Origin of the sequence: Brachybacterium sp. Marseille-Q7125 (assembly GCF_023062615.1) — a bacterium.
In the GTDB taxonomy this organism is placed as follows: domain Bacteria; phylum Actinomycetota; class Actinomycetes; order Actinomycetales; family Dermabacteraceae; genus Brachybacterium.
The window spans coordinates 13,545-36,460 of record NZ_JALLAL010000006.1; the positions used below are offsets into that span (position 1 = coordinate 13,545).

Genomic DNA, 22,916 nt, shown 5'->3' on the forward strand with positions numbered 1-22,916 from the left:
ACGGCACGCAGGATGTCGTCACAGCACCAGGAAGATCAGAGCCGCCATGGCGAACACCATGAGCGACTGCAGGGTCTGCTGCACGGTCCAGGTGCGCAGCGTCGTGGCCATATCCATGCCGAACAGACGGCCGACGAGCCAGAACCCCGAATCATTCACATGCGAGGCGAACACCGAACCGGCCGCACAGGCCAGCGTGATCGCCACGATCTGCATCTGCGAGAAGTCTCCGGCCATCACCGCCGGGGCCATGAGCCCGGCCGCAGTGGTCAGGGCCACGGTGGCCGATCCCTGCGCGACCCGCAGCACCACAGCCACGGTGTAGACGGCCAGCAGCACCGGGATGCCCAAGTCGTTCATGACATCGGCGAGGGCATCGCCGATCCCGGAGGAGCGCAGCACCCCGCCATACATGCCGCCGGCACCGGTGATGAACACGACCGCCGCGATGGGACCCAGAGCCGAGTCCACCAGCTTCTCCAGGGCACTGCCGGATTCTCCGCGGGCACTGCCCAGCACCACCAGGGCGACCAGCAGCGAGATCAGCAGCGCGATCCCGGACTTGCCAAGCAAGGTGAAGACCTGCGCCCAGGTCTCCTCGCCGGTGATGAACCCTGCCGTCGCGGCGTAGTCCACGCCGGTGTTCAGGAAGATCAGCAGCATCGGCAGCAGGAGCACGGCGATCACCGTGAGCGCCGACGGCGGATTCTTCACGTCTGCGTCATCCTCGGTGGAGAAGATGGCCCCGGGAATGTCCGTGAAGGAGAAGCGGCGGCCGCACACCTTCCCCCACAGGTAGCCGGTGACGTAGAAGGTGGGGACCGCGACCACGATGCCGGCGAGGATCAGCAGACCGAGGTTGGTGCCGAAATAGGTGGAGGCGGCCACGGGACCGGGGTGCGGCGGGACGAAGACATGCATGACGCTGAACGCGACCGCGGTGGGCATCGCATAGAGCAGGATCGGTCCGCCCAGCCGCGCTGCAACGGCGAACACGATCGGCAGCATGACCACAAGCCCGGCATCGAAGAACATCGGGAAGCCAAGGAACAGGGAGGCTGCGCCCAGGGCGACCGGGGCCCGTCGTTCCCCGAAGATCCGGATCATCGAATCGGCGAGAACCCGAGCGCCGCCGGAGTGCTCGATGAGCTTGCCGAGCATCGCACCGAGACCGACCAGGATGCCCACGTCCCCGAGGGTGCTGCGGAACCCGCCCATCACCACCTCATAGAGGTCGCCGGTGGGGATCCCCGCGACGATCGCCGTGAGCACGGAGACCACCACCAGGGTGACGAAGGCATGGACCTTGAACTTGATGATGAGCAGGAGGATCAGGGCGATACCGGCGGCAGCGATGCCGAGCAGCGGTCCCGCCCCCAGGGTCTGTTCCCAGGTATCCACGTGGGGGCTCCGATCTGAGAAGGTGCGGCGGTGTCGGGGCAAGGCCGGTCGCCTCGCAGACGGTGGCGAATATACCTCTCAGCTGGGGCCGGGATCCTAGGGGCACCGAGGCGCGCAGGGCCGGTCTCGGCGGTCTCGGGCCGGTCTCAGAGCACCTCGCGCAGGGTGCGGGCGATGCCGGCGGCGTCCATGCCGCAGCGTTCGAGGATGGCCTCACGCTTCGCGTGTCGGGGGAAGCTCTGCGGCACGCCGATGGTGCGCAGCAGCGGTGCGGGGTGCTCGCGGGTCGCGCGCGTGGTGAGCTCATGGACGAGGGCTGCGCCGATGCCACGCTCAACCACGCCGTCCTCGATAGTGACCACAGCGCGGGCACGGACGGCGGCCTTCAGCAGCGGCGTCGGCAGTGGCAGCGCCTGCACGGGGTCGATCACGTGGATCCGGGCCTCGGGGTGCTCGCGGGCCACCTCGCGGGCCGCGGCGACGGCGGCGTGGCCGAGCGCCCCGATCGAGACGACGAGGATGTCCGGCGCTCCAGGGTCTGCGGGTGCATCGGCCGCCTCGGGGCCGGTGCGCAGCAGCGTGTCGATCCCCTCGCGGGTCTCGATCGCGGGCAGCGCAGCTGGGGCCTTGCCCTTGGGAAAGCGCACGAGGCTCAGCCCCGGCGTGGCGAGGGCCGCGGGTACGGCGCGGGCGAGCTGATCACCATCGCGCGGTGCGAACACGGTCGCGCCGGGGACCTGGGCGGCCAGGGCCAAGTCCCACATGCCGTGGTGGCTGGGCCCGTCGTCCCCGGTGATGCCGGCGCGATCCAGCGTGATGGTGACGTCTTCGTGGTGCAGGGCAACATCCAGCAGCATCTGGTCGAAGGCCCGGTTCAGGAACGTCGAGTAGAGGGCGACGAGCGGCTTCGCGCCACCTCGGGAGAGCCCCGCGGCAGTGCCAAGAGCGAGCTGCTCGGCGATGCCGACATCGAGGACCCGATCGGGCATCTTGCGCTGCATCGGGGTGAGGCCGACGGGGTCCACCATCGCGGCGCTGATGGCGATGACGCGCTCATCGGCGCGGGCGGCCTCGAGCACTGCCTCGCCCAGGCGCGCGGTCCAGGTGGTGGCAGCGGGCGGGGCCGGGTCCTCGGCCGCCGGGGGCGCGGGCGGGGTGATCTCGAAGGGGCCGGTAGCGTGCCAGTGGTCGAGGGCATCGGCCTCAGCGCGGTCGAAACCGGCGCCCTTGCGGGTGACCACGTGGACCACCGCGGCACCGGCCGCCGGGTCCTCGGCGACGCTGCGGGCGCGGGCGAGCACATCGGCGAGAGCGGCATGGTCGTGCCCGTCCACGGGCCCGAGATACGTGAGGCCCAAGGCGGTGAACAGATCTGCTCCGGCAGGCAGCTCGCCACCGCGCAGCTGCTGCAGGTGGGCGGCGAGACCGCCGATGGTCGGGGCGTAGGAGCGGGTATTGTCGTTGAGGACCACCACGGCACCGGAGCCGACGTCGGCGGCCAGCTCATGCAGAGCCTCCAGGCTCACGCCCCCGGTCAGGGCACCATCGCCGATCACGGCGACAGTGACGCCGCGCTGCCCGATGCGGCGGCGGGCACGGTCGATGCCATGCGCCCAGGCGATCGAGCCGGAGGCGTGGGAGTTCTCCACCACGTCATGGGCGGATTCGCGACGGTCGGGGTAGCCGGAGGTGCCGCCCTCACGGCGCAGACCGTCAAGGTCGGGGCGGCCGGTGAGCATCTTGTGGACGTAGGCCTGGTGGCCGGTGTCAAAGATGATCGGCTCCTGCGGGGAGCGGAACTCGCGGTGCAGGGCAATCGTGAGCTCGACGACGCCGAGGTTCGGGCCCAGGTGCCCGCCATGCTCCGAGGTGATCTCCAGCAGGCGACGGCGAAGGGTGCGGGCAAGCCCGGGCAGCTGGTCGAGGTGCAGCGTCCGCAGCTGTTCGGGATTCGCGGGGATCTCGACCTCCGCGGGGGCGCCGAGCGCGGCCGCATCCTGGGGCAGCACGCCCGGGAACGCGAAGCTGGCGGGATCTGCAGGGCGGGTGGAGGACCGCGCCACGGCGGCTTCGCCTCGTACCGCTGCGATGTGCTCGCGAGTGCTCGTCACGCGCTGTCCTCCCTCGGCCGATGTGCTGACCGCCCCACTGTACGGGCACCTGACCTGTACCGACGCGAGGCATGATCACATCTGTGCACATCTTCACCGGGGATTTACGTCATCCCGTCAGGGTCTGCACCGCCGTGCACGCGCCCTGGGTCGACGTGCGTCAGCCGTCCCTCAACTGCACCAGCTCTCGGCCCCCCACGCCGACCAGCCGGACCGTGCTGTCGTAGACAGACTGCGCGGAACTGTGGTCGAAAACGTCCGCAGCAACCATGATCGCGTCCACCGCTCGTCCACCAGCGCGCAGCAGGAACAGCTGGGTCGACGACGTGTAATAGGTGCCGGAAATCAAGGGAAACCCCGCCGCATCATTGACGACCTCCCCTCGCGCGCCCTCGGCGAAGACCATGAGGTCGTCGAAGGAGGTATCAACGATCTCGGACAAGGCCACATCACCGCCGTCCTCCCAGACCCGCAGGATCTCCTGATCCACATTCTCGTCCGATCGCAGCTTCACATCGTCCTCCACCTGTTTGTTCGGAAAGCATCCGGGGATCGTGCCGACTCCGAGGAGCACCGTCACCGCCAGGGCGTCACGACGTGACAATCGCCGCGTCCTGCCAGAATTTTTCACGCTGTCGCTCAACTCGTCTGCCGCTCCTGCGGATGTCCCGGGGCTTCAGGTGCCCCCGGGGCCGGGGCACCGGTCTGCTCAGCAGTCACAGCATTCGAAGGAACCAAGTTTCCCTGAGAGTCGATAACCACCATCTCGCCGTTCGCAACGGCTTGCTCTACGAGGTCAGCGAGCTCAGCATCGCTAGCACCGGGATTCTCTGCCGCAATCCTCCGGCCCACCTCATTGTTGTAGAGGTCCATTGCTTCACGTGCCGCATCGTTACCTGGAATGCGCTCATGCGCTGTCCAGTAGTCGGTCGCCCACGCCTGACCGTGATCGCGAGCGCTCAGCGCATTGACGTACGCATGACGGAACGCGTCTGCGTGATCATCGTTAAATGGTGCACCGCCTTCAGGAACATGGGGGTCATTGCCCTGCGAATCCCCGTATCGCTGCTCTGTCTCCACAAACGCCCTATCCGTATTGTCAGCAAAATCTTTCTTTCCCAGCGGCCCCAGCTTGTCGAGCAGCTCTCCCTCCGTCGCGGTAATTCGCCGAGGGTCGGGGATGTCCATACCTGCCAACTCGGCGAGTTTTCGCTGCCAGCCGGTGAGCTCCCAATCAATCATGTCGTCATCCTCGACCTGGTACTCCTCGAGGATGCGGTCAGCATCCTCCTGTGTCAGCGGGTCCCCCGGAGCGGCGCCCGTCCTGGAGCTGGTGCCGGAATTGTTCCCGTTGCCCACACCGTCATCGCCATCAGAGTGAGGGGAGACTCCATCTGTCGCCGGGACCGGCGCTGGATCTGTAGGTCCGTCTGTGCCGGGGCTATGGCCACCGCCATCTTTACCAGTGGAAGGTGCACCAGATCCCGAGCCATCATCTTGCGCGGCGCTGGCTTCGTCCTGCTCCTGGATGTGGTGATCAAGCTCGTCTCCGAAGCTCCTGATCCGTCCGCTGAGCTCCATCCCCGGGCGAGCTACGTTCGTATCAAAACCATTGCGAAACCCATCAGCGTCCGGTCCACGCCAGGAGTTCTCATCCATCACGAGCGGCGCCAGTGAAGCTAGCAGCTGCCCGAGCTCGGCACCGCGATCCCGCAGGCTGAGCGCATACTGCTCGCCTTGCCGAACATCCATCCCATAGAACGTCATCATCATCCCGGCTCTTTCATCACCTGAGTTTCTCACCCATCATCGCTTCCCGAGGGCATACCCGCGATGGGGAGGATTCCCCATGCGAAAACACGAGTGCACCTGAGCTCCCTCACGGGGGCTCAGGTGCACTGGCGATACCCGGGCCGACGGGCGCAATGCCTCCGTCGGCCCGTGCGGATCAGGCGGCGCTCAGGGAGCGCAGCACGTACTGCAGGATGCCGCCGTGGCGGAAGTACTCGGCCTCACCGGGGGTGTCGATGCGGACGATCGCATCGAACTCGACCGTGGAACCGTCCTCCTTCGCGGCGGTGACCTTCACGGTCTTCGGCGTGGTGCCATCGTTCAGCGCCGTGATGCCGGAGACGGAGAAGGTCTCCGTGCCGTCGATGCCGAGCGACTCAGCGCTCTCCCCCTCCGGGAACTGCAGCGGCAGCACACCCATGCCGATGAGGTTGGAGCGATGGATCCGCTCGAAGCTCTCGGCGATGACCACGCGCACACCCAGCAGCATCGTGCCCTTGGCCGCCCAGTCGCGGGAGGAGCCGGTGCCGTACTCCTTGCCGGCCAGGACCACCAGCGGGATGTCCTGCTCGGCATAGGCCTGCGCGGCGTCGTAGATGAACTCCTGCTCACCGGTCAGGAAGTTCTTCGTGTAGCCGCCCTCGACCCCATCCAGCAGCAGGTTCTTGATGCGGATATTCGCGAAGGTGCCACGGATCATCACCTCGTGGTTGCCGCGGCGGGACCCGTAGGAGTTGAAGTCCTTGCGGGCCACGCCGTGATCCTTGAGGTACTGCCCGGCCGGGGAGTCGAGCTTGATCGAGCCGGCCGGCGAGATGTGGTCGGTGGTGGTGGAATCCCCCACCTTGACCAGCACGCGCGCACCCTCGATATCGCTCACGGGCTCAGGCGTCGCGGTCATGCCCTCGAAGTATGGGGGCTTGCGCACGTAGGTGGACTCCGCATCCCACGCGAAGGTCGCACCCTCGGGGGTCTCCAGGCCCTGCCAGCGCTCATCGCCCGCAAAGACGTCCTTGTAGTCCTCGGTGAACATCTCCTGGGTGATGGACTCGGCGATGACCTGCTCCACCTCGGCGGGGGTGGGCCACAGGTCGCGCAGGAACACGTCGTTGCCCTCGGTGTCCTGCCCCAGGGCGTCGTTCTCGAAGTCGAAGTCCATGGTGCCCGCGAGCGCGTAGGCGATGACCAGCGGCGGGGAGGCCAGGTAGTTCATCTTCACGTCGGGGTTGATACGGCCCTCGAAGTTGCGGTTGCCCGAGAGCACCGCGGTCACCGCAAGGTCGTTCTCCGCGATCGCATCGGAGATCTCCGGGGCCAGCGGCCCGGAGTTGCCGATGCAGGTGGTGCAGCCGTAGCCCACGAGGTGGAAGCCCAGCTCCTCGAGCGCGGGCCACAGGCCGGCCTTCTCGTAGTAGCCGGTGACGACCTGGGAGCCGGGGGCCATCGACGTCTTCACCCACGGCTTGGCCTTCAGGCCCTTGGCGACAGCGTTCTTGGCCAGCAGGCCGGCGGCCATCATCACAGAGGGGTTGGAGGTGTTGGTGCAGGAGGTGATCGAGGCGATCGAGACGATGCCGTGGTCGATCGAGTAGTCCTGGCCCTTCACCGCGGTGGGCTTCGAGGCGCGGCCCAGCACCTGCTGGGTCCGCTCGGGCATCTCCACAGGGGCCTCGCCGCCGCTGGAGTTGTCCGATGCTGGGGCGGCGGGGTCGGAGGCCGGGAAGGATCCCTCCGCAGCGGGGTCCTCCTCGACAGTGCTCGCGTCCTCATCGGAGGCGTAGGCGGGCAGCACATCGCGGAAGGCCTGCTTGGCGTCGGTCAGGACGATGCGGTCCTGGGGGCGCTTGGGGCCTGCGATCGAGGGCACCACGGTGGACAGGTCCAGCTCGAGGTACTCGGAGTACTGCACCTCCTTGCTCGGGTCATGCCACAGGCCCTGGTGCTTGGCGTAGGCCTCCACCAGGGCGAGCTGCTCCTCGGAGCGGCCGGTCAGGCGCAGGTAGTCCACCGTCACCTCGTCGATCGGGAAGATCGCGCAGGTGGATCCGAACTCGGGGGACATGTTGCCGATGGTGGCGCGGTTCGCGAGCGGCACCTGGGCCACACCCTCGCCGTAGAACTCGACGAACTTGCCCACCGCGCCGTGCTCGCGCAGCATCTCGGTGATGGTCAGCACCACGTCGGTTGCGGTCGCCGCCGGCGGGATCTCGCCGGTGAGCTTGAAGCCGACCACGCGCGGGATGAGCATCGAGACGGGCTGGCCCAGCATCGCTGCCTCGGCCTCGATGCCGCCCACGCCCCAGCCCAGCACGCCCAGGCCATTGACCATGGTGGTGTGGGAGTCGGTGCCCACGCAGGAGTCCGGGTATGCACGCAGCACCCCGTCGGTCTCGCGGGTCATGACGGTGCGGGCCAGGTACTCGATGTTGACCTGGTGGACGATGCCGGTGCCCGGGGGCACCACCTTGAAATCGTCGAAGGCGGTCTGGCCCCAGCGCAGGAACTGGTAGCGCTCACGGTTGCGCTCGTACTCCAGCTCCATGTTCTGCTCGAGCGCGTCGAGGCGACCGGCCACGTCGATCATCACGGAGTGGTCGATGACCATCTCGGCCGGGGCCAGGGGGTTGATCTTCTCCGGGTCACCGCCCAGATCCTCCATGGCCTCGCGCATGGTGGCGAGGTCCACCACGCAGGGCACACCGGTGAAGTCCTGCATGATCACGCGAGCAGGCGTGAACTGAATCTCGACCGACGGCTCAGCAGACGGGTCCCAGCCAGCCAGGGCTCGCACGTGGTCGGCGGTGATGTTCGCACCATCCTCGGTGCGCAGCAGGTTCTCCAGCAGGATCTTCAGGCTGTAGGGGAGCTTCTCGGCGCCTTCGACAGCGTCGAGCGCGTAGATCTCGTAGTCAGTGTCGCCGACCGTCAGCTGCTGACGGGCGGAGAATGAGTCGACGGTGCTCATCGGGGCGGACTCCTCACGGTTCGGGACGGACCTCACCATCGTAGGCGTGCCGCGCGGCTCGGATCGCATCGAGGCCGGGCGGGGGCAACTGCGATGGGGCACAAATTATCTTGACGTCAAGATAAACTGTAGCACGCATGATCCGAAGGCGGCGGGGAGCGCTCCGCGCGACGCGTCGGGAAAGGTCACGCGCCGACGTCAGGCACTCTCTGAAGGCCCCACTGTCAGGCGTCGGCGCGCTCGAGCACCGCGACGGACTCCACATGGTGGGTGTGCGGAAACAGGCCGAAGGCCCGCAGATCCGACACCTTCCACCCCTGCTTCTCGATCGCCGCGAGGTCGCGGGCCAGGGTCGCGGGCTCGCAGGAGACGTACACGATGCGGCGCCGCACGGCGTGGGAGAGCAGTTCCATGAGCTCAACCCCGGCGCCAGTGCGCGGCGGATCCAGCACCACCGCATCCACCACCGCCCGCGGCGTCCCCGTGCCCAGGCGTGCCTTCACCCAGTCGGTGACATCCGCCGTAGCGGCGCTGACCTGCGGGAGGTCCTCGAGGTTCTGGGCGGCCAGCTGCGAGGCACGGCGGTTGCCCTCCACGGTCGCAACGCGGCCGGAGCTGCCCACCTGCTCGGCGGCCACCGCCGCGAACAGGCCCACTCCGCCATACAGGTCCCAGACGCTGCCGCCGCGCGGGGCCTGCAGAGCCGCCTCGACCACCTCGCTCAGCAGTTCCGCGGCCCGGCGATGCGACTGCCAGAACCCGGTGGCGCTGACCGTGAACAGGCGCTCCCCCACGCGTTCATGCACAGTCCCGTCGCCGCGCAGCGGCACCAGGCCCCTGGCGGTGCGCACCGCCACATCGGCGTCACCCCAGGTCTCGGGGATCTCGATGCTCTCGGGATCGAGGTCGCGTCCCAGCAGCACCACGCTCGCCGGTCCCGCCGAGGGGGCCACGGCGTCGATCGCCTCGACCCCTTCGGGGGCGGTCCACTCCCCCAGGTTCAGGTCTCGAATGGCCTCGGCGGCCAGGGGGTTCCTGCCGAGCGGGCGCACATCGTGGGAGCGCCACCCGCGCATGCCCACCGCGCCATCGGCATCCACCGCAAAGCGCATCCGGGTGCGCCAGCCCAGTCCCTCCCCATCATGCGGAGCCGGTTCGACCTGGACGTCCTCGAGCGCGTAGCTGCTCACCCCGGCGCGGCGCAACAGCTCCTGCATGACTTCGCTGGCGATCCGGCGCTGGGCGGGCAGGGCGATGTGGGCCCATTCGGCGCCGCCCACGCCGTCGATCCCGGCTTCGGGCCACACCGTCGGCACCCGGTCCACGCCGGGTTCGAGCACATCCAGGGCCTCTGCTCGCCAGAAACGGGCCTGCGCCGCCTCCTGCGGGTCCTCGAGCAGACGGGCGGTGATCGTCTCGCCGGGGGCGGTGCCGCGGACGAAGACGACGCGGCCCTCATGGCGGGCCACGAAGGTGCCGCCGGCCGCGGGCGGGCCGACGGTCAGCGTCAGCACCCGGCTGGCGGGCACGGCGGCGGTCGGGGCGGGGCGGTGGTCCGGTGAGGTCATGCTGCTCCCCTTCCGTCCGCGCACTGGCGGGATCGAGCTGGCGGTGATGGTCGACGCCCGCGATACGCGGCCTGGCCGGGCGCGGGCTCACCCCATCATCTCATCGGCTGGACGGAGGGTGCCCAGGAAGACTATTCGTGCTGGAGCCGCCGGAGCACCGAGCGGTGCATGAGCCACACGAGGTAGGTGATCACGGCGAAGGCGGGCAGGCCCATAGCGATCTTCGCCACCCCCAGGGCGGCGACCTGTCCGGTCAGCAGCAGCGGCAGCTGCACCGCGACCTTCGCCCCGTACAGCGCCGCGAACAGCCAGGTGGCGCGGGTGTAGATGCGGCGCATCACCGCATCCTCGCGCCAGTGCGCCACGCGTGGGTCGAGCATCCCTACGATCACGCCCACCAGCGGGTGGCCCAGGGGGATGGAGCCGATGGTGACCACGCAGGCCACGGCGTTGGTGATGATGCCGGGGGTGTAGAAGTCCTCACCGTCGCCGGTGCGCACTGCGAGCACCGCTCCGATCCCCACGCCCAGCAGTCCGCCGATGACGGTCGAGAGACTCTGGCGCTGCACGAGTCGCAGCAGCAGCATCACGAGCACGACGCCCACGGCCGCACCGGCAGCCCAGGGCACCGAGCGGGTGGTCACGTACAGCACCACGAACACGAGGGTGGGCAGCACAGATTCGGCGATGCCGCGCGGGCCGCCGATCGCCGCAGCGACGGAGAACTCCTCCTCGTGCAGCACGGCGCCGAGTCCGCGACGCGACTGCTGGTCACCCTGCGCCGCAGGTGGCGGCGGTTCCTGCCGGGGCGGCGAGGGCTGGGAGGACTCCGGGGACGGCGGGGACTGCGGGCTCATCCGATCTGGGTGATCTCGGGACCCCGCGCCAGCGGGTCGAGCGGGCCGGAGCGGATCTGCTGCAGGCCGGGCCGCTCCCCCGGCAGATGCAGCGGGATCAGCTCCTGCGGGGCCATCGCCTCCCCACCGCGCACCACCACCAGGCGCGAGATGAGGGTCTCGAACCGCTGTGCCTGCTCGGGGTCGCTGAGCGCCTTGCCGGTGAGGATGGCGCGCAGGAACCAGCGCGGTCCGTCCACGCCGATGAAGCGGGCGGGTCGATAGCCGGTGCGGCCATCGGGCCGCTTGACGGGCAGGCGGGTGACCAGTTCGGTGCCGAAGGGTCCCGGGCGCACCTCTGCGGTGCCGCCCTGCTTGACGACGCTGCCGCGCAGGGAGGAGCGCACCTCCTCCCACAGCCCGCGGGACTTCGGCGCGGCAAAGGCCTGGACCTGCAGGGAGGAGCCCTGGATCACGAGGTTCGCGCCGGTGACGGCCTTGCTGCGCTGATCCACTTCCATGCGCAGCTCCATGCCGTCGACGGTGGGCACCTGCAGGCCGCCCAGATCGATCCGGGACTCCCCCGGGGCGTCGGCCACATCGAAGGGGCCGTCCTCGAGGTGCTCCGGGCGCTCAGTCGGCGCGTCCTCAGCGGCGCTGTCCGATGTCGCAGCGTCCGTGTCGTCGCTGTGGTCGCGGTCGTCGACGTCATCGACGGCCGCATCCTCGGTCGTCCGGGCATCCTCCGGCTGAGGATCGGCGTCCTTGCTCTTGCGGCGGCGGGAGAACAGTCCCATTTTCATCCCTCCTGCGGGGTCTGGGCGAAGGCGGCGATACCGCCGCTGGAGCCGAAACCGGACTCCGCCCGGTCGGTGGCCTCGAGGTCGTCGACCTCCACCAGCTGCGGCGCAAGATACGGCAGCACCACCAGCTGGGCGATGCGGTCTCCGGCGGTGAGCGTGAAGGGTTCCTCAAGGTCCGTGTTGTGCAGCGGAACCTTGACCTCACCGCGGTAGCCGGCGTCGATGATGCCCGGACCGTTGAGGACCGTGATGCCGTGGCGCGCCGCAAGGCCCGAGCGCGGGCACACCATGCCCACCGTTCCGGGCGGCAGCGCGATGGCGAGCCCGGTGCCGACGAGCGCCCGGCCGCCGGGCGGGATCACCAGGTCCTCGGCGCTGGTGAGGTCCAGCCCCGCATCGTCGGCGTGGGCACGGTGCGGCAGGGTGGCATCCCCGAGGCGACGCACGCGCAGCACCGGCGGGTCATCCGGGGCGGGCCCGGCGGGCAGAGTCTCAGACATGCTCACAGCGTAGGCCCCCGCTGCCGGTCGGCGGTGCAGAAGCTCTTCCCTCGGGCCATGAGACGATGGGGCCATGTCCGCCACCACCTCGAACTCTCCTGATCCTGCCGCGCGCTCGCAGCGCTCCTCCCGTGCCGCAGGACACGCACCGACGGGGCCGACTGGCGGGACGCTGTTCCATGAGCATCTGCTGCCGGGCCTCGGCGGCTGGGTGATCGCGTTCGGCCTCGGCGGCTCGCTGGGGCTGGCCCTGGTGCCGATGAGCCCCGAGCTCGGGGGGATCGTGGCTGTGGTCGCGATCCTCGCAGCGATTGCTCTGGTGATGCTGTACTCCCCTGTGCTGGATGTCACCGGGAGCACCTTCCGGCTCGGGCGTGCCCATATCGATGTCGCCGAGCTCGGCGAGGTGCAGGTGCTCACCGGGCAGGAGTGGCAGCGCACCATCGGCCAGGATTTCGAGCCGCTGGCCCATCACTGCATCCGCAGCTGGGCGCGCAGCGGCATCCGCGTGCCGGTGCTGGATCGTGAGGATCCCGTGACCGCGTGGGTGGCCTCCACCCGCCGCCCGGAGGACTTGGCGGCGGCCCTGCAGGCGGCGCAGCGCATGCATTCTTCGCCGCCCGATCGGTCCTGAGCGGCGTACTCGATCAGCCCGCACAGTACGACGACGGCACCTCCCCGGATCGGGGACGGTGCCGTCGTCGTATCGGTGTTCTGCCGCGCTGTGCCGCACTGTCAGGCGGCGCACTCCTTGCAGATGATGAGGGTGCCTTCGACGTGGTCGATCTGGCTGCGGTGCTTCACGAGGAAGCAGCTGGCGCAGGTGAACTCATCCGCCTGGCGGGGCAGGACCCGCACGGACAGCTCCTCGCCGGACAGATCCGCGCCGGGCAGCTCATAGGAGTCCGCTGCTTCAGCCTCGTCCTCATCGACTGCAGGGGTCGCCGCCTCGTTCCGTCGGCCCTTCAGCTCCTCGATGGAGTCGTCGCCGGACTCGTCGTCGTTCTTGCGCGGGGCGTCGTAATCAGTGGCCATCTACGGTCCGTTCCTGGTTGTTCGGGTGGTGCGACCTTGTTCCGGGGGCGCTCCGGCGCCGGTGTGGGCGAAGCTCCGGAATGCTCCCGGTGCGTGTCCCAACGCTCAATGCGGCGGCATTATTGCAGAGCCCCTCGCAGGGGACAACACGTCTGGCTGCTGATCGGATCCTCTGTGTCCGGCCCCGCATCGGAGTGTGGAGGCGGAGTGTCCCCAGCTGCGATCCACAGATAGCACGGTATGGTCACGGCCTAGACTTCTGTCCCGTGGGGCGGTCCGCCAGCCAGCCGGAGGCGCCGCCGGGATGTCATCGGCCACCCGGGCCGGTGTCCGCCGCGAGTCGGCCACCGCCGACGGAGAGGACGACGATGCGCGAGCTCGAACTCGACGGGATCCACGACGACGGGGAGCATGTGCTCCTCATCGATTCCGACGGCGAGCGGTACACCCTGCGCATCGATAAGGCGCTGCGCGCCGCGGTGCGCTCCGACCGGCCCGCTCTGAACATGATCCAGGCGGAGGACAGCACGCCCCTGCGGCCTCGCGAAATCCAGGCGCTGCTGCGCTCGGGCCGCAGCGCGGAGGACATCGCAGAGACCTCCGATATTCCGCTTGAGCATGTGCGGCGCTATGAGGGCCCCGTGATCGCCGAGCGCGAGTGGACCGCGCAGCGCGCCCGCGCCTTCCCCATCGGCCGGGGTGGTCCCGCCCTGGATTCCGTGGTCATCGAACGCCTCGCGGCCCGTGAGGCCGCCGGTGAGCATGTGTGGGATGCGTGGCGTCGGCCCGATGGGACCTGGACTCTTGAGCTGACGTTCTCCGCAGGCGGCCGCACCCGGCAGGCGCATTGGGTGGCCGATGTGCAGAACCGCTCGCTCTCGGCGATCGATGACGAGGCGCGTTGGATCAGCGATGAGGACGCCCCCGTGGAGCCGACGCGAGGCCGTGCCCGCCTGCAGGCGGTCCGTTCTGCGGTCTACGACCTCGAGGCCGATGGCTCCCTCGAGGGCCACGGCCCCTCGGCGCCGCCGCGCCGCACCCTGCCGCCGGAGCATCCCTCGACCTTCGATGAGTCCGACCTCGATGCGCTGAACGCCCGGCGGGGTCTGCGTCCGGTCCCCCGCGCGGTCGACGACAGCGAGGATGACGCCTCCGAGACGGTGTGGTCCGATCTCAGTGAGGCGGAACAGAGCCCGACGGATGCTCCCGACAACGAGGAGACGGACAAGGATGCCGCCGATGATGCGGCAGATGGCCCGCTGATCGGGGTGCTGGACGCCGATTCGGAGGCCGCCCGTGAGCATGCCGCAGACAGCTCCGCGGAGGATTCCGCTGACGAGGACGATTCTGCAGATCAGCACGAGGACGCTCACGGCCCGGAGAGTGCTGCGCAGGGCGACGATGCTGCCGAAGCGGGATCGGATGATGCGCAGGCGGGCGAGACCGGCGCCGAGCAGCCCGATCAGGACGCGGAGTCAGTCCACTACCAGGACACTGTGGATCTCACGCCGCTGCCGGGCTTCGACGATGTCCCCGCCCCGCGCGAGAGCGCGGCCGACGGCGAGGCGGAGAAGACCCCGGCGAAGCCTGCGAAGCAGAGCCGGTCGCGCAGCAAGCGCGCCTCGATGCCCAGCTGGGACGAGATCGTCTTCGGCTCCAAACACGACTGACCTGCCCCACACGGCGCGGGATCACAGGCGTCAGGGGCCGCAGGCGGCTGGCGGGCTCATACCTCCAGCTGCAGCAGCGGCACCACCGCTTCGGCGGCTGTCAGCGAGCCATGCGCGCCGATCATCGCTCGCGCCTTGTGCGGCTCCTCGCGCCGGGAGTAGTCATCGACGCGCCAGATCCCGCGGGCCAGCAGCAGCACATCGGGGATGCGCGGCGCGACCCACGGCGGTACCACCGCATCCGGTGGCCCGAGCACGCCGCGCTCGAGCAGCTGCGCCGCGCGCAGCACCAGCGCCCGCTCCCCCAGCAGCTCCTCGAGCCGCACCGCGAGCTCCTCGGCGGCGCCGTCACCGGGAGCGGCGTGCAAGCCAAGGGCCCGCGCCTCCCCGGAGATGGCCCGCACAAGGCCCTGGATCGCGGGCTGCTCGGCGAGGTCCACGGTGGCCTCCTCGCTCGTATCCACCATGCCGTGATCGGCGGTGATGTGCAGGCGGGTGCCGCGTGGAAGGCGCCGCAGCAGCGCTGCCACGAGGGCGTCCACCTCGGCGAGTGCCTCTCGCCAGCGGTCCGAGTTCACGCCGTGGCGGTGCCCGGCATGGTCCGCGTCATCGACGTGCAGGTGCACGAGCCCATCGGGCCCCGCGCGATGCAGAGCCGTCCGGACCGCCTCGACCCGGTCCCCGCGGCCGTGGGCGAGGAACTCCCAGCCGCGGTAGGCGACGCGGCTCAGATGCGAGCCGCCGTGCTTGGCCGGGCCCACCTGGATGGCACGCCGGGACCCTGCTTCCACGGGGGTGCGCAGCGGCATCCAGGTGCGTGGATCGCCGTCGGGCGCTCCGGTGAGCTGATTGATCGCTGCGCCGCGGGCGGGGTCGAAGGTCATATGGCCCAGCACCCCGTGCTCGATCGGGGCTCGCGCGGTGTGCAGGCAGACCATGCTCACGCTCGTGGTGGTGGGGGCGGGGGCGCGCACGTGCTGGACCTGTCCGCTCAGGCGGCGCAGCGTCGGGGTGATCGAGCGGTGCTCGTCCAGCAGGGTCGAGCCCACGCCGTCCAGCAGGACGATGACGTCGCGGCCCGGGACCGGGTTCTGTACCAGGGGTGGCAGGAGGTCCAGCAGGCCGGGGCGCGCGCCGTCCGCGAAGGGCGGCGGCAGCAGATCGTCGGTGGCCGGGAGCGTCACCGGCACCTCAGCGGGACGTGGCGGGGGCGCCGACGCTGTCGATCGCATCCACCAGCTGGTCGTGGAAGTCGAGAGCAGCAGTGACGGCGGTGGCGCCATCGGCCAGGGCACTGATGCGCAGCGCAAGGTCGGAGGGGGCGATGGCGCCGGTGTAGCCGTGGTCCATCTGGCAGGTGGGGTCCTCGCAGACGGCGCGCTCGAGGTCGATGCGGCGCGTGCCGCCCCAGCTGATGCCGAGCGTCACCTCGGCCTCCTGGGCTCCGGCGCGGCCGCCATCGCCGTCGGTGTCGAACACCTGCGAGAGCCCGGTGGCGGTGATCGCGGTCAGGGCGATCCGTTCGGTGGTGGCGACCACCTGGCTGGGGTTCAGGGCATCGGCCGGGTCATCGTCCAGATGGGTGATCAGCAGGTGGCTGCGGGTCAGAGCGAGCACGGTCAGGTGCCGACGCACCTCGGGGCCGTCGAAGGTGGTCTCGGGGCGCACCAGGTGGGCGAGCACCTCGGAGCGGCGGACGGCGCGGTCGAGCGTCTGCGCGGCCGTGGCCGGGAAGTATCCGGCGCTTTCGAGGTCACGCAGCAGTGCGGCAGGCAGCACGGTGGTCATCAGCCCATCCTCGCACGGGTTGCCGCGCTGACAGCGCGCTGCCGGACCGGATGTGGATGGCACTGCATTGTGGAGGAGAGGGCGCTCCGCCGGCTCCGGGCTCCCCGAGCGCGGGGCTCCTTCCCCCCGGGCCGGTCAGGTTGCGGGGGCCTCGGGGCTCGCGGTGGGTCCGAGCAGCACCCGCCGCGTCCCGTCGGTGCGGTTCGGGGCTGGTGCGAGCCGCACGCTCGCCCCCACCACGGTCAGGCCTTCAGCGGCCACGAGCACGGGGTACAGCTCGAGTTCGGCGAGCTCGGGCAGGTCCTCGGCGAGCATCCCCACCCGCACCACGAGATCGGCGAGCGCTTCCCGGTCCGCGGGCGGCAGTCCCTTCAGGCCGCGCAGTTTCACACTCGCGGCGGGGGTGTCGATGAGGCGCCGGGCCGCTGCTTCTCCGAGCGGGGGCAGGGCGTAGGCGATATCGCCCAGCAGATCAGTAGCATCCCCCGCGATGGACAGGGACACCACCGGGCCGACGGAGGGATCCTCGACGCTGCGCACCACGACCGGCACGCCGACAGGGGCCATGCTCTGCACGGCCAGCGGCGCCGAGGAGTAGGAGAGGTCCGCGCGCATCTGCGCGAGGGCGTGGCGCAGCTGGATCGCATCGGGGATGGCCAGGCGCACACCGCCGAGGTCCGCCCGGTGTCGCAGCACCGGGTCAGTGCTCTTGAGCGCCACGGGGTAGCCGAGCTGTCCAGCGGCGGTCACGGCGTCGTCCTCGTCCTGCACGGTCACAGTGGGCAGCAGCGTGATGCCGTAGGCGGCCAGCAGCGCGGCGGTCTGGGCGGCATCGAGGTCATGGGGGCCGTGGCGGTGGGTGAGCGCCGTCTCCACCAGCTGACGGGCGGCAGCGCGGTCCACGTCCTCGCGGCGCGGGGGGTCCTCGTCATCGGCCTGGGGGCGGGCGGCGGCTTCGAGCATCGCGGCGGCGGTGCGCACCGTGGCGCGCACGGTGGTGTGCACAGGCGGGAGGTCACCCTCGGTCCGCACGGCCGCCTGGATCCCGGCGAGGCGATCCACGCCCGTGATCACGCAGGCCAGCAGGACCACTTCGGAGTGACGGGCGACGATGGCCATCTGGCGCAGCAGCTCGGCAGGGTCGCCGCTGCGGCGGTCGGCGTGCGTGTCGAGCACTCCGGCGATCACCAGGTCGACCTCGCCGAGCGCGGCCATCGAGGTGAAAGCCCGCTGAATCAGTCGCGGGTCCTCGGACAGCGGCACGGAACGGTTGTCGGCGACGACGGTCAGCCCCGCCTGGTCGGCGGCGCCCCGCAGGGAGGCGCCGAGCGCCGCGGTGTTCGAGAGGATCCCGACGCGCGGGCCGAGCGGCAGTCCCTGGCGGCCGATCGCATCGACCACGTCCAGCAGCTCGTCCACACCCTCGGCACGCACCACACCGGCCTGGCCGAGCACCTGGTCCAGGGCTGCGCGCGGCAGGGTCGATGGCCGTACGTCGTGCCCGGGCGGCAGCTGCTGCTCGCTGCCTGGCGGGCGCAGCACCACCAGGGGCGTGGTGGGGGTCAGGCGCCGGGCGATGCGGGTGAATTTGCGGGGATTGCCCATCGATTCGAGGGCGAGGCCGATGACGTCCACGTCCGGGTCGTCCTGCCAGTGCTGCAGGGTGTCGTTGAGGGACACATCGGCCCGGTTGCCCACCGACACGAACTCGTGCACGCCCAGGCCGCGCACGTCCGCGCCCGCGAGCAGCATCGCGGCCAGGGCGCTGGACTGCCCGGCGAGCGCCACCCCGCCGGGGCGGGGCATGCGCGGGGCGATGGACAGGGAGATCGGGTCCGCGCCGGTGCGCAGGAAGCCGAGGGAGCCGGGGCCCAGCAGGCGCATGCCGTGGCGGCGGGCGCGGGTGACGATCTCGCGCTGCAGGGCGCGGCGTTCGGGGGTCTCGGAGAAGCCTTCGGTGGGGATGACGATGCTGCGCACGCCGATCTGGGCGCAGTCCTCCACAGCCTCCAGGCACGCTTCGGGGCGCAGGGCGATCACGGCGAGGTCCACGGGGCCGGGGACGTCGGTGATGCGAGCGTGGGTGCGGTGGCCGCGCAGCTCGAGGGCTTCACGGGAGATGATGTGCAGCGCCCCGCTGAAGCCGGACAGCTCGAGGGCGCTCAGCACGCGGCCGCCCACGCTGTCGCGCCGGGAGGAGACGCCCACCAGCAGGATGCTCGTGGGATTGAGCATGCGCTCCATGGCCCGGGCCTCGGCGCGCTGTTCCCGTTCGGCCATGACGGCGCGGGAGCGGGCGGTGGGGTCGATGCGGAAGGACACGAGCACCACCCCGTCGTCCAGGGTGCGTTCCACATCGAAACCGGCTTCGGTGAACACGGTGATCATCTGGGTGTTCTGCGGCAGCACCTCGGCGGTGAAGCGGTCGATGCCGCGTTCGCGCGCCGCGGCGGCCAGGTGCTCGAGCAGCACCGAGCCCAGCCCTCTGCCCTGCCGGGCGTCGGCGACATAGAAGGCGACCTCCGCGGTGTCGGGTTCGATGCGGTCGTAGCGGCCCACGGCCACAAGGTCCTCGCCGATGTACACGACGAAGGCGACGCGGTCGACGTGGTCGACGGTGGTGAAGCGTTCGAGGTCCTTGTCCGACAGACGCGGCATCGGGGCGAAGAACCGCATGTAGCGGGAGCGCTCGGACTGGTGCAGGTGCATCTCCTGCAGGGCGGCGGCATCCCCGGGGAGGATCGGGCGCAGATGCGCGGCGGAGCCGTCGCGCAGGGCGATATCCGCCTCCCAGTGCCGGGGGTAGGCGGGCCGTGCGGACTCGCCACCCCGTCCTCGTCGACGTCGGGAGCGCAGGCCATCGCGTCTTTCCGCCATGCCGTGATCCTAGCTGAGAGGCCGTTCGCACAGCGGCCCGATCGCGTTGGAGCACGCGCGAGGGCAGGTGCGGGGCGTGTCGCCGATGACCTCACCCGAGGTGTGGGATAGGCGGCGTCTGCGGCGTGGCCTGGGGTGTCCTACGCTCTCCAGCGCCGTGGGTGCGTCATCATGTCCCCCATGGCCCGATCCCGAAGCACCCAGCCGCCCGGCGGCGATCAGGCGGTCCCCGAGACGATCGTCGACATCGACGTCACCAGCGAGATGGAATCCTCGTTCCTCGAGTACGCGTACTCGGTGATCTATTCGCGTGCGCTGCCGGATGCGCGCGACGGGCTCAAGCCCGTGCAGCGTCGGATCCTCTACATGATGGCCGATATGGGGCTGCGCCCGGATCGTGGGCATGTCAAGAGCCAGCGTGTGGTGGGCGAGGTGATGGGCAAGCTCCATCCGCACGGCGATACGGCGATCTACGACGCGCTGGTGCGCATGGCGCAGGACTTCAACATGCGCCTGCCGCTCGTGGATGGGCACGGCAACTTCGGCTCCCTGGACAACGGGCCGGCTGCGGCTCGCTACACCGAGGCGCGCCCCGCCCCGGCGGCGCTGCTCATGACCGACTCACTGGACGAGGACGTCGTGGGCCTGGTGCCCAACTACGACAATCAGCTCACTCAGCCCGAGGTGCTGCCCGCGCAGTACCCGAACCTGCTGGTGAACGGGGCCTCCGGGATCGCGGTGGGGATGGCCACGAACATGGCGCCCCACAACCTGGTGGAGACGATTGCGGCGGCCCGCCACCTGATCGATCATCCCGAGGCGGAGCTCGAGGAGCTCATGCGCTTCGTGCCCGGACCGGATCTGCCCACGGGCGGGCGGATCATCGGCCTGGATGGGATCCGCGATGCGTACCGCACCGGCCGCGGCTCCTTCAAGATGCGCGCCACCAGCCGGATCGAGAACATCACCTCGCGGCGCAAGGGCATCGTCATCACGGAGCTGCCGTACCAGGTGGGTCCGGAGCGGGTGGCGGAGAAGCTGCGGGATGCGGTGCAGCGCAAGCGTGTGCAGGGCATCTCCGACTATCAGGACCTCACCGACCGCCACCATGGGCTGCGCCTGGTGCTCACGGTCAAGTCCGGGTTCGAGCCGGAGGCGGTGCTCGAGCAGCTGTACAAGTACACGCCGCTGGAGGAGTCCTTCGGGATCAACAATGTGGCGCTCGTGGATGGGCAGCCGCGCACCATGGGCCTCAAGCAGCTGCTCGAGGTGTTCGTGGCGCATCGCCTGGATGTGGTGCGCCGCCGCACGGAGCACCGGCTCGGCAAGCGCAAGGACCGCCTGCACCTGGTGGAGGGCCTGCTGCTGGCGATCCTGGATATCGACGAAGTCATCCAGATCATTCGCACCAGTGATGATGCGACCAGTGCGCGCACCCGCCTGATGCAGGTTTTCGATCTCACCGAGGTGCAGGCGGAGTACATCCTCGAGCTGCGGCTGCGCCGACTGACGAAGTTCTCCCAGATCGATCTAGAGGCCGAGCGGGACGAGCTGCAGCGCGAGATCGAGCGCCTGGAGGAGATCCTGGGCTCCGATGAGGTGCTGCGGGCTCTGGTCTCGGAGGAGCTCGCCGCGGTGGCCGCCGCGCATGGGACCCCGCGGCGCACCGTGCTGCTGGAGGCTGCGGAGGCTCCCGCCGTCGCGGCCGGCGCATCCCTGGAGGTGGCCGATGAGCCCTGTAGCGTGCTGCTGACCGGCACCGGGCTGATCGCCCGGTTGAGCGGGGAGGGGCCGCTGCTGCGGGAGGGGCAGCGCGGCTCGCATGACGTCGTCACCTCCCATGTCGCGACCACCACCCGTTCGATGATCGGTGTGGTCACCAGCCGCGCCCGGGTGCTGCGGCTGTCGGTGGTGGATCTGCCGTCCCTTGCGCCGACGGCGGGGGCGCCGTCGCTCGCGGGCGGCACGCGCCTGGCTGATCTCGTGGATCTTGAGCGGGATGAGCGGGCGCTAAGCCTGATCCGCCTAGCGGAGGCGGATATCGCCCGCGGCGGCGCGATCGCCTTGGGCACGCGCGCCGGGGTGGTCAAGCGCGTGCAGCTGGACTTCCCGCGCACCGACGGTTTCGAGATCATCGCCCTGAAGGACGATGACGAGGTCGTGGGGGTCGTGGATCTCGAGGACGATGCGGATCTGGACCTGGTGTTCATCACCTCCGATGCGCAGCTGCTGCACTTTCCCGCCTCCGGGGTGCGGCCGCAGGGTCGCGGTGCCGGCGGCGTGGCCGGGATCCGCTTGGCGGCGGGCGCTCATGTGCTCTCCTTCGGGGCGATCGACGTGACCCGCCCCGGGGATGTGGTGACCGTGGCCGGCAGTTCCGGCACCCTGCCCACCCTGCAGACCGGCTCGCTCAAGGTCTCGGCGCTCAGCGAGTACCCGGCCAAGGGCCGATCCACCGCGGGGGTGCGCTGCCACCGGTTCCTGCGCGGCGAGGACGTGCTGATCGGGGCGTGGGTGGTGCCACATCCGGCCCGTGCCTGCTCCGAGGCGGGCCAACCCATCGACCTGCCCGAGCCGACGGGGCGCCGTGATGGTTCCGGCACTCCGGTTCCGGTCCCGATCGCCGCGGTCGGTTGATCCGATGCGCGACGCCGCTGCCTCTGCTCTGCCGGTCGGCTCTGCTCTGCCCGCCGGGATCACCTGGTCGACCGTCCAGGGGGCCGATGCGATCGCCGTGGACACCGCAGCATGCACGGCTGCGCTGCTGCCCGATGGTGCGCAGCTGCTCAGCTGGGTGCCGACCGACAGCCGTGATCTGCTGTGGGTGAGTCCGGACTCCGCCGGTGGTCCGGGACGCTCGGTCCGCGGCGGGGTGCCGGTGGTCGGCCCGTGGTTCGGGGCCGGCCGCCACGGCGACGCGCCGTACAAGCACGGCTGGCTGCGGCAGGTGCGCTGGGATCTCGCCCGCGCCGAGCGCACCGACGATGAGGTGCTGCTGGCGCTCACCAGTCCTGCCGCGCGCCGGGAGCTGCAGGCCCAGCTGACGCTGCGCATCGGCGCCGACCTGGATATCGAGCTGCGGATCACCGCCGGGGCGGAGGGGCTGGAGCTGGAGGCGGCGCTGCACACCTACCTCGCGGTGGCCGATGTGCGCGGCATCGAGATCAGCGGACTGGAAGGGGCGCCCTACCTCGACAACACGCGCGGGCTGTGCGCGGATGTCATGCCGCAGGCACCGCTGCGGGTGCAGGGGCCGACGGATGCGGTGGTCGAGTCCGGGGCCCCGGTCACGATCACCGATCCCGCAGCGGGACGGCGGATCCATGCCCGGCCGCGGGGTGCGGCACGCACCGTGGTGTGGAATCCGGGCGAAGATGGCGCCCGCGAGATCGGCGACATCACGCCGGGGCACTGGAGCCGTTTCGTGTGCAGCGAGCCGGCCGTGGCGAAGGATGCCGCCGTGGCCCTCGGCCCGGGCGCCTCGCACACCCTCGCGGTCACATACCGCATCGAGCCGTTGCCTAGCTGATCCACCGGGTCGACACCCGGGCCGCTCCCGCGGCTGCGTGCC

Annotated in this window: 17 protein-coding genes; 4 read left to right on the forward strand and 13 right to left on the reverse strand. The window is 70.2% G+C overall.

From position 1 onward, the window contains the following. Window positions 1–18 precede the first annotated feature (18 nt). From MU407_RS02855 to dut, 9 genes are all read right to left on the reverse strand, one after another. Window positions 19–1,401, reverse strand: a complete 1,383-nt coding sequence (locus tag MU407_RS02855; RefSeq protein ID WP_246955163.1) for a GntP family permease — start codon at window positions 1,399–1,401, stop codon at window positions 19–21. A 146-nt stretch (window positions 1,402–1,547) separates the two neighbouring features. Continuing rightward, window positions 1,548–3,512, reverse strand: a complete 1,965-nt coding sequence (locus tag MU407_RS02860) for a 1-deoxy-D-xylulose-5-phosphate synthase (protein WP_246955165.1) — start codon at window positions 3,510–3,512, stop codon at window positions 1,548–1,550. A 160-nt stretch (window positions 3,513–3,672) separates the two neighbouring features. After that, complete coding sequence (locus tag MU407_RS02865; protein ID WP_146007715.1) at window positions 3,673–4,155, reverse strand: hypothetical protein; 483 nt, start codon at window positions 4,153–4,155, stop codon at window positions 3,673–3,675. After that, window positions 4,152–5,285 carry a hypothetical protein gene (locus MU407_RS02870; protein WP_146007714.1) on the reverse strand — a complete coding sequence of 378 codons (1,134 nt, stop codon included), beginning with the start codon at window positions 5,283–5,285 and terminating at the stop codon, window positions 4,152–4,154. Before MU407_RS02870 ends, MU407_RS02865 begins: the two co-directional genes overlap by 4 nt. A gap of 175 nt (window positions 5,286–5,460) precedes the next feature. Further along, the gene (locus MU407_RS02875; protein ID WP_102235878.1) at window positions 5,461–8,268 is read right to left on the reverse strand and encodes an aconitate hydratase; all 2,808 of its coding nucleotides are present in this window, start codon (window positions 8,266–8,268) and stop codon (window positions 5,461–5,463) included. 224 nt (window positions 8,269–8,492) lie between these two features. Next, complete coding sequence (locus tag MU407_RS02880; protein WP_102235877.1) at window positions 8,493–9,836, reverse strand: TRAM domain-containing protein; 1,344 nt, start codon at window positions 9,834–9,836, stop codon at window positions 8,493–8,495. 131 nt (window positions 9,837–9,967) lie between these two features. Further along, a complete protein-coding gene (locus MU407_RS02885; protein ID WP_102235876.1) occupies window positions 9,968–10,693 on the reverse strand; it encodes a DUF3159 domain-containing protein in 726 nt (241 codons plus the stop codon). Then, window positions 10,690–11,469, reverse strand: coding sequence for a DUF3710 domain-containing protein (locus tag MU407_RS02890; protein ID WP_102235875.1), 780 nt, complete (start codon window positions 11,467–11,469; stop codon window positions 10,690–10,692). Before MU407_RS02890 ends, MU407_RS02885 begins: the two co-directional genes overlap by 4 nt. Before the next feature lie 2 nt (window positions 11,470–11,471). Continuing rightward, entirely contained in the window at window positions 11,472–11,975 is a 504-nt protein-coding gene (dut, locus tag MU407_RS02895; protein WP_102235874.1) for a dUTP diphosphatase, read from the reverse strand. A gap of 73 nt (window positions 11,976–12,048) precedes the next feature. On the opposite strand from dut, the gene MU407_RS02900 reads away from it, so the two are divergent. After that, a complete protein-coding gene (locus tag MU407_RS02900) occupies window positions 12,049–12,609 on the forward strand; it encodes a DUF3093 family protein (protein ID WP_102235873.1) in 561 nt (186 codons plus the stop codon). A gap of 101 nt (window positions 12,610–12,710) precedes the next feature. Here the strand turns inward: MU407_RS02900 and MU407_RS02905 are convergent, their stop codons facing one another. Next, window positions 12,711–13,010 (reverse strand): DUF4193 domain-containing protein, encoded by a 300-nt coding sequence (locus MU407_RS02905; RefSeq protein ID WP_102235872.1) that lies wholly within the window; start codon window positions 13,008–13,010, stop codon window positions 12,711–12,713. Window positions 13,011–13,378: 368 nt separating this feature from the next. Here MU407_RS02905 and sepH point away from each other — a divergent pair, with 368 nt between their 5' ends. Further along, a complete protein-coding gene (gene sepH, locus MU407_RS02910) occupies window positions 13,379–14,680 on the forward strand; it encodes a septation protein SepH (RefSeq protein WP_102235871.1) in 1,302 nt (433 codons plus the stop codon). Window positions 14,681–14,736: 56 nt separating this feature from the next. On the opposite strand, the gene MU407_RS02915 is transcribed toward sepH, so the two are convergent. The 3 genes from MU407_RS02915 to MU407_RS02925 form a co-directional block, all read right to left on the reverse strand. Next, a complete protein-coding gene (locus tag MU407_RS02915; protein WP_246955167.1) occupies window positions 14,737–15,864 on the reverse strand; it encodes a nucleotide pyrophosphatase/phosphodiesterase family protein in 1,128 nt (375 codons plus the stop codon). 7 nt (window positions 15,865–15,871) lie between these two features. After that, complete coding sequence (locus MU407_RS02920; RefSeq protein ID WP_102235869.1) at window positions 15,872–16,468, reverse strand: DUF5998 family protein; 597 nt, start codon at window positions 16,466–16,468, stop codon at window positions 15,872–15,874. Between the two features lie 135 nt (window positions 16,469–16,603). After that, complete coding sequence (locus MU407_RS02925; protein WP_246955169.1) at window positions 16,604–19,345, reverse strand: GNAT family N-acetyltransferase; 2,742 nt, start codon at window positions 19,343–19,345, stop codon at window positions 16,604–16,606. Between the two features lie 180 nt (window positions 19,346–19,525). Here MU407_RS02925 and MU407_RS02930 point away from each other — a divergent pair, with 180 nt between their 5' ends. Both MU407_RS02930 and MU407_RS02935 read left to right on the forward strand, forming a co-directional pair. Then, window positions 19,526–21,982: a DNA topoisomerase IV subunit A gene (locus tag MU407_RS02930; protein ID WP_102235867.1), complete on the forward strand. Its 2,457-nt coding sequence runs from the start codon at window positions 19,526–19,528 to the stop codon at window positions 21,980–21,982. A 4-nt stretch (window positions 21,983–21,986) separates the two neighbouring features. Further along, window positions 21,987–22,874, forward strand: coding sequence for a D-hexose-6-phosphate mutarotase (locus MU407_RS02935; protein WP_246955171.1), 888 nt, complete (start codon window positions 21,987–21,989; stop codon window positions 22,872–22,874). Window positions 22,875–22,916 lie beyond the last annotated feature (42 nt).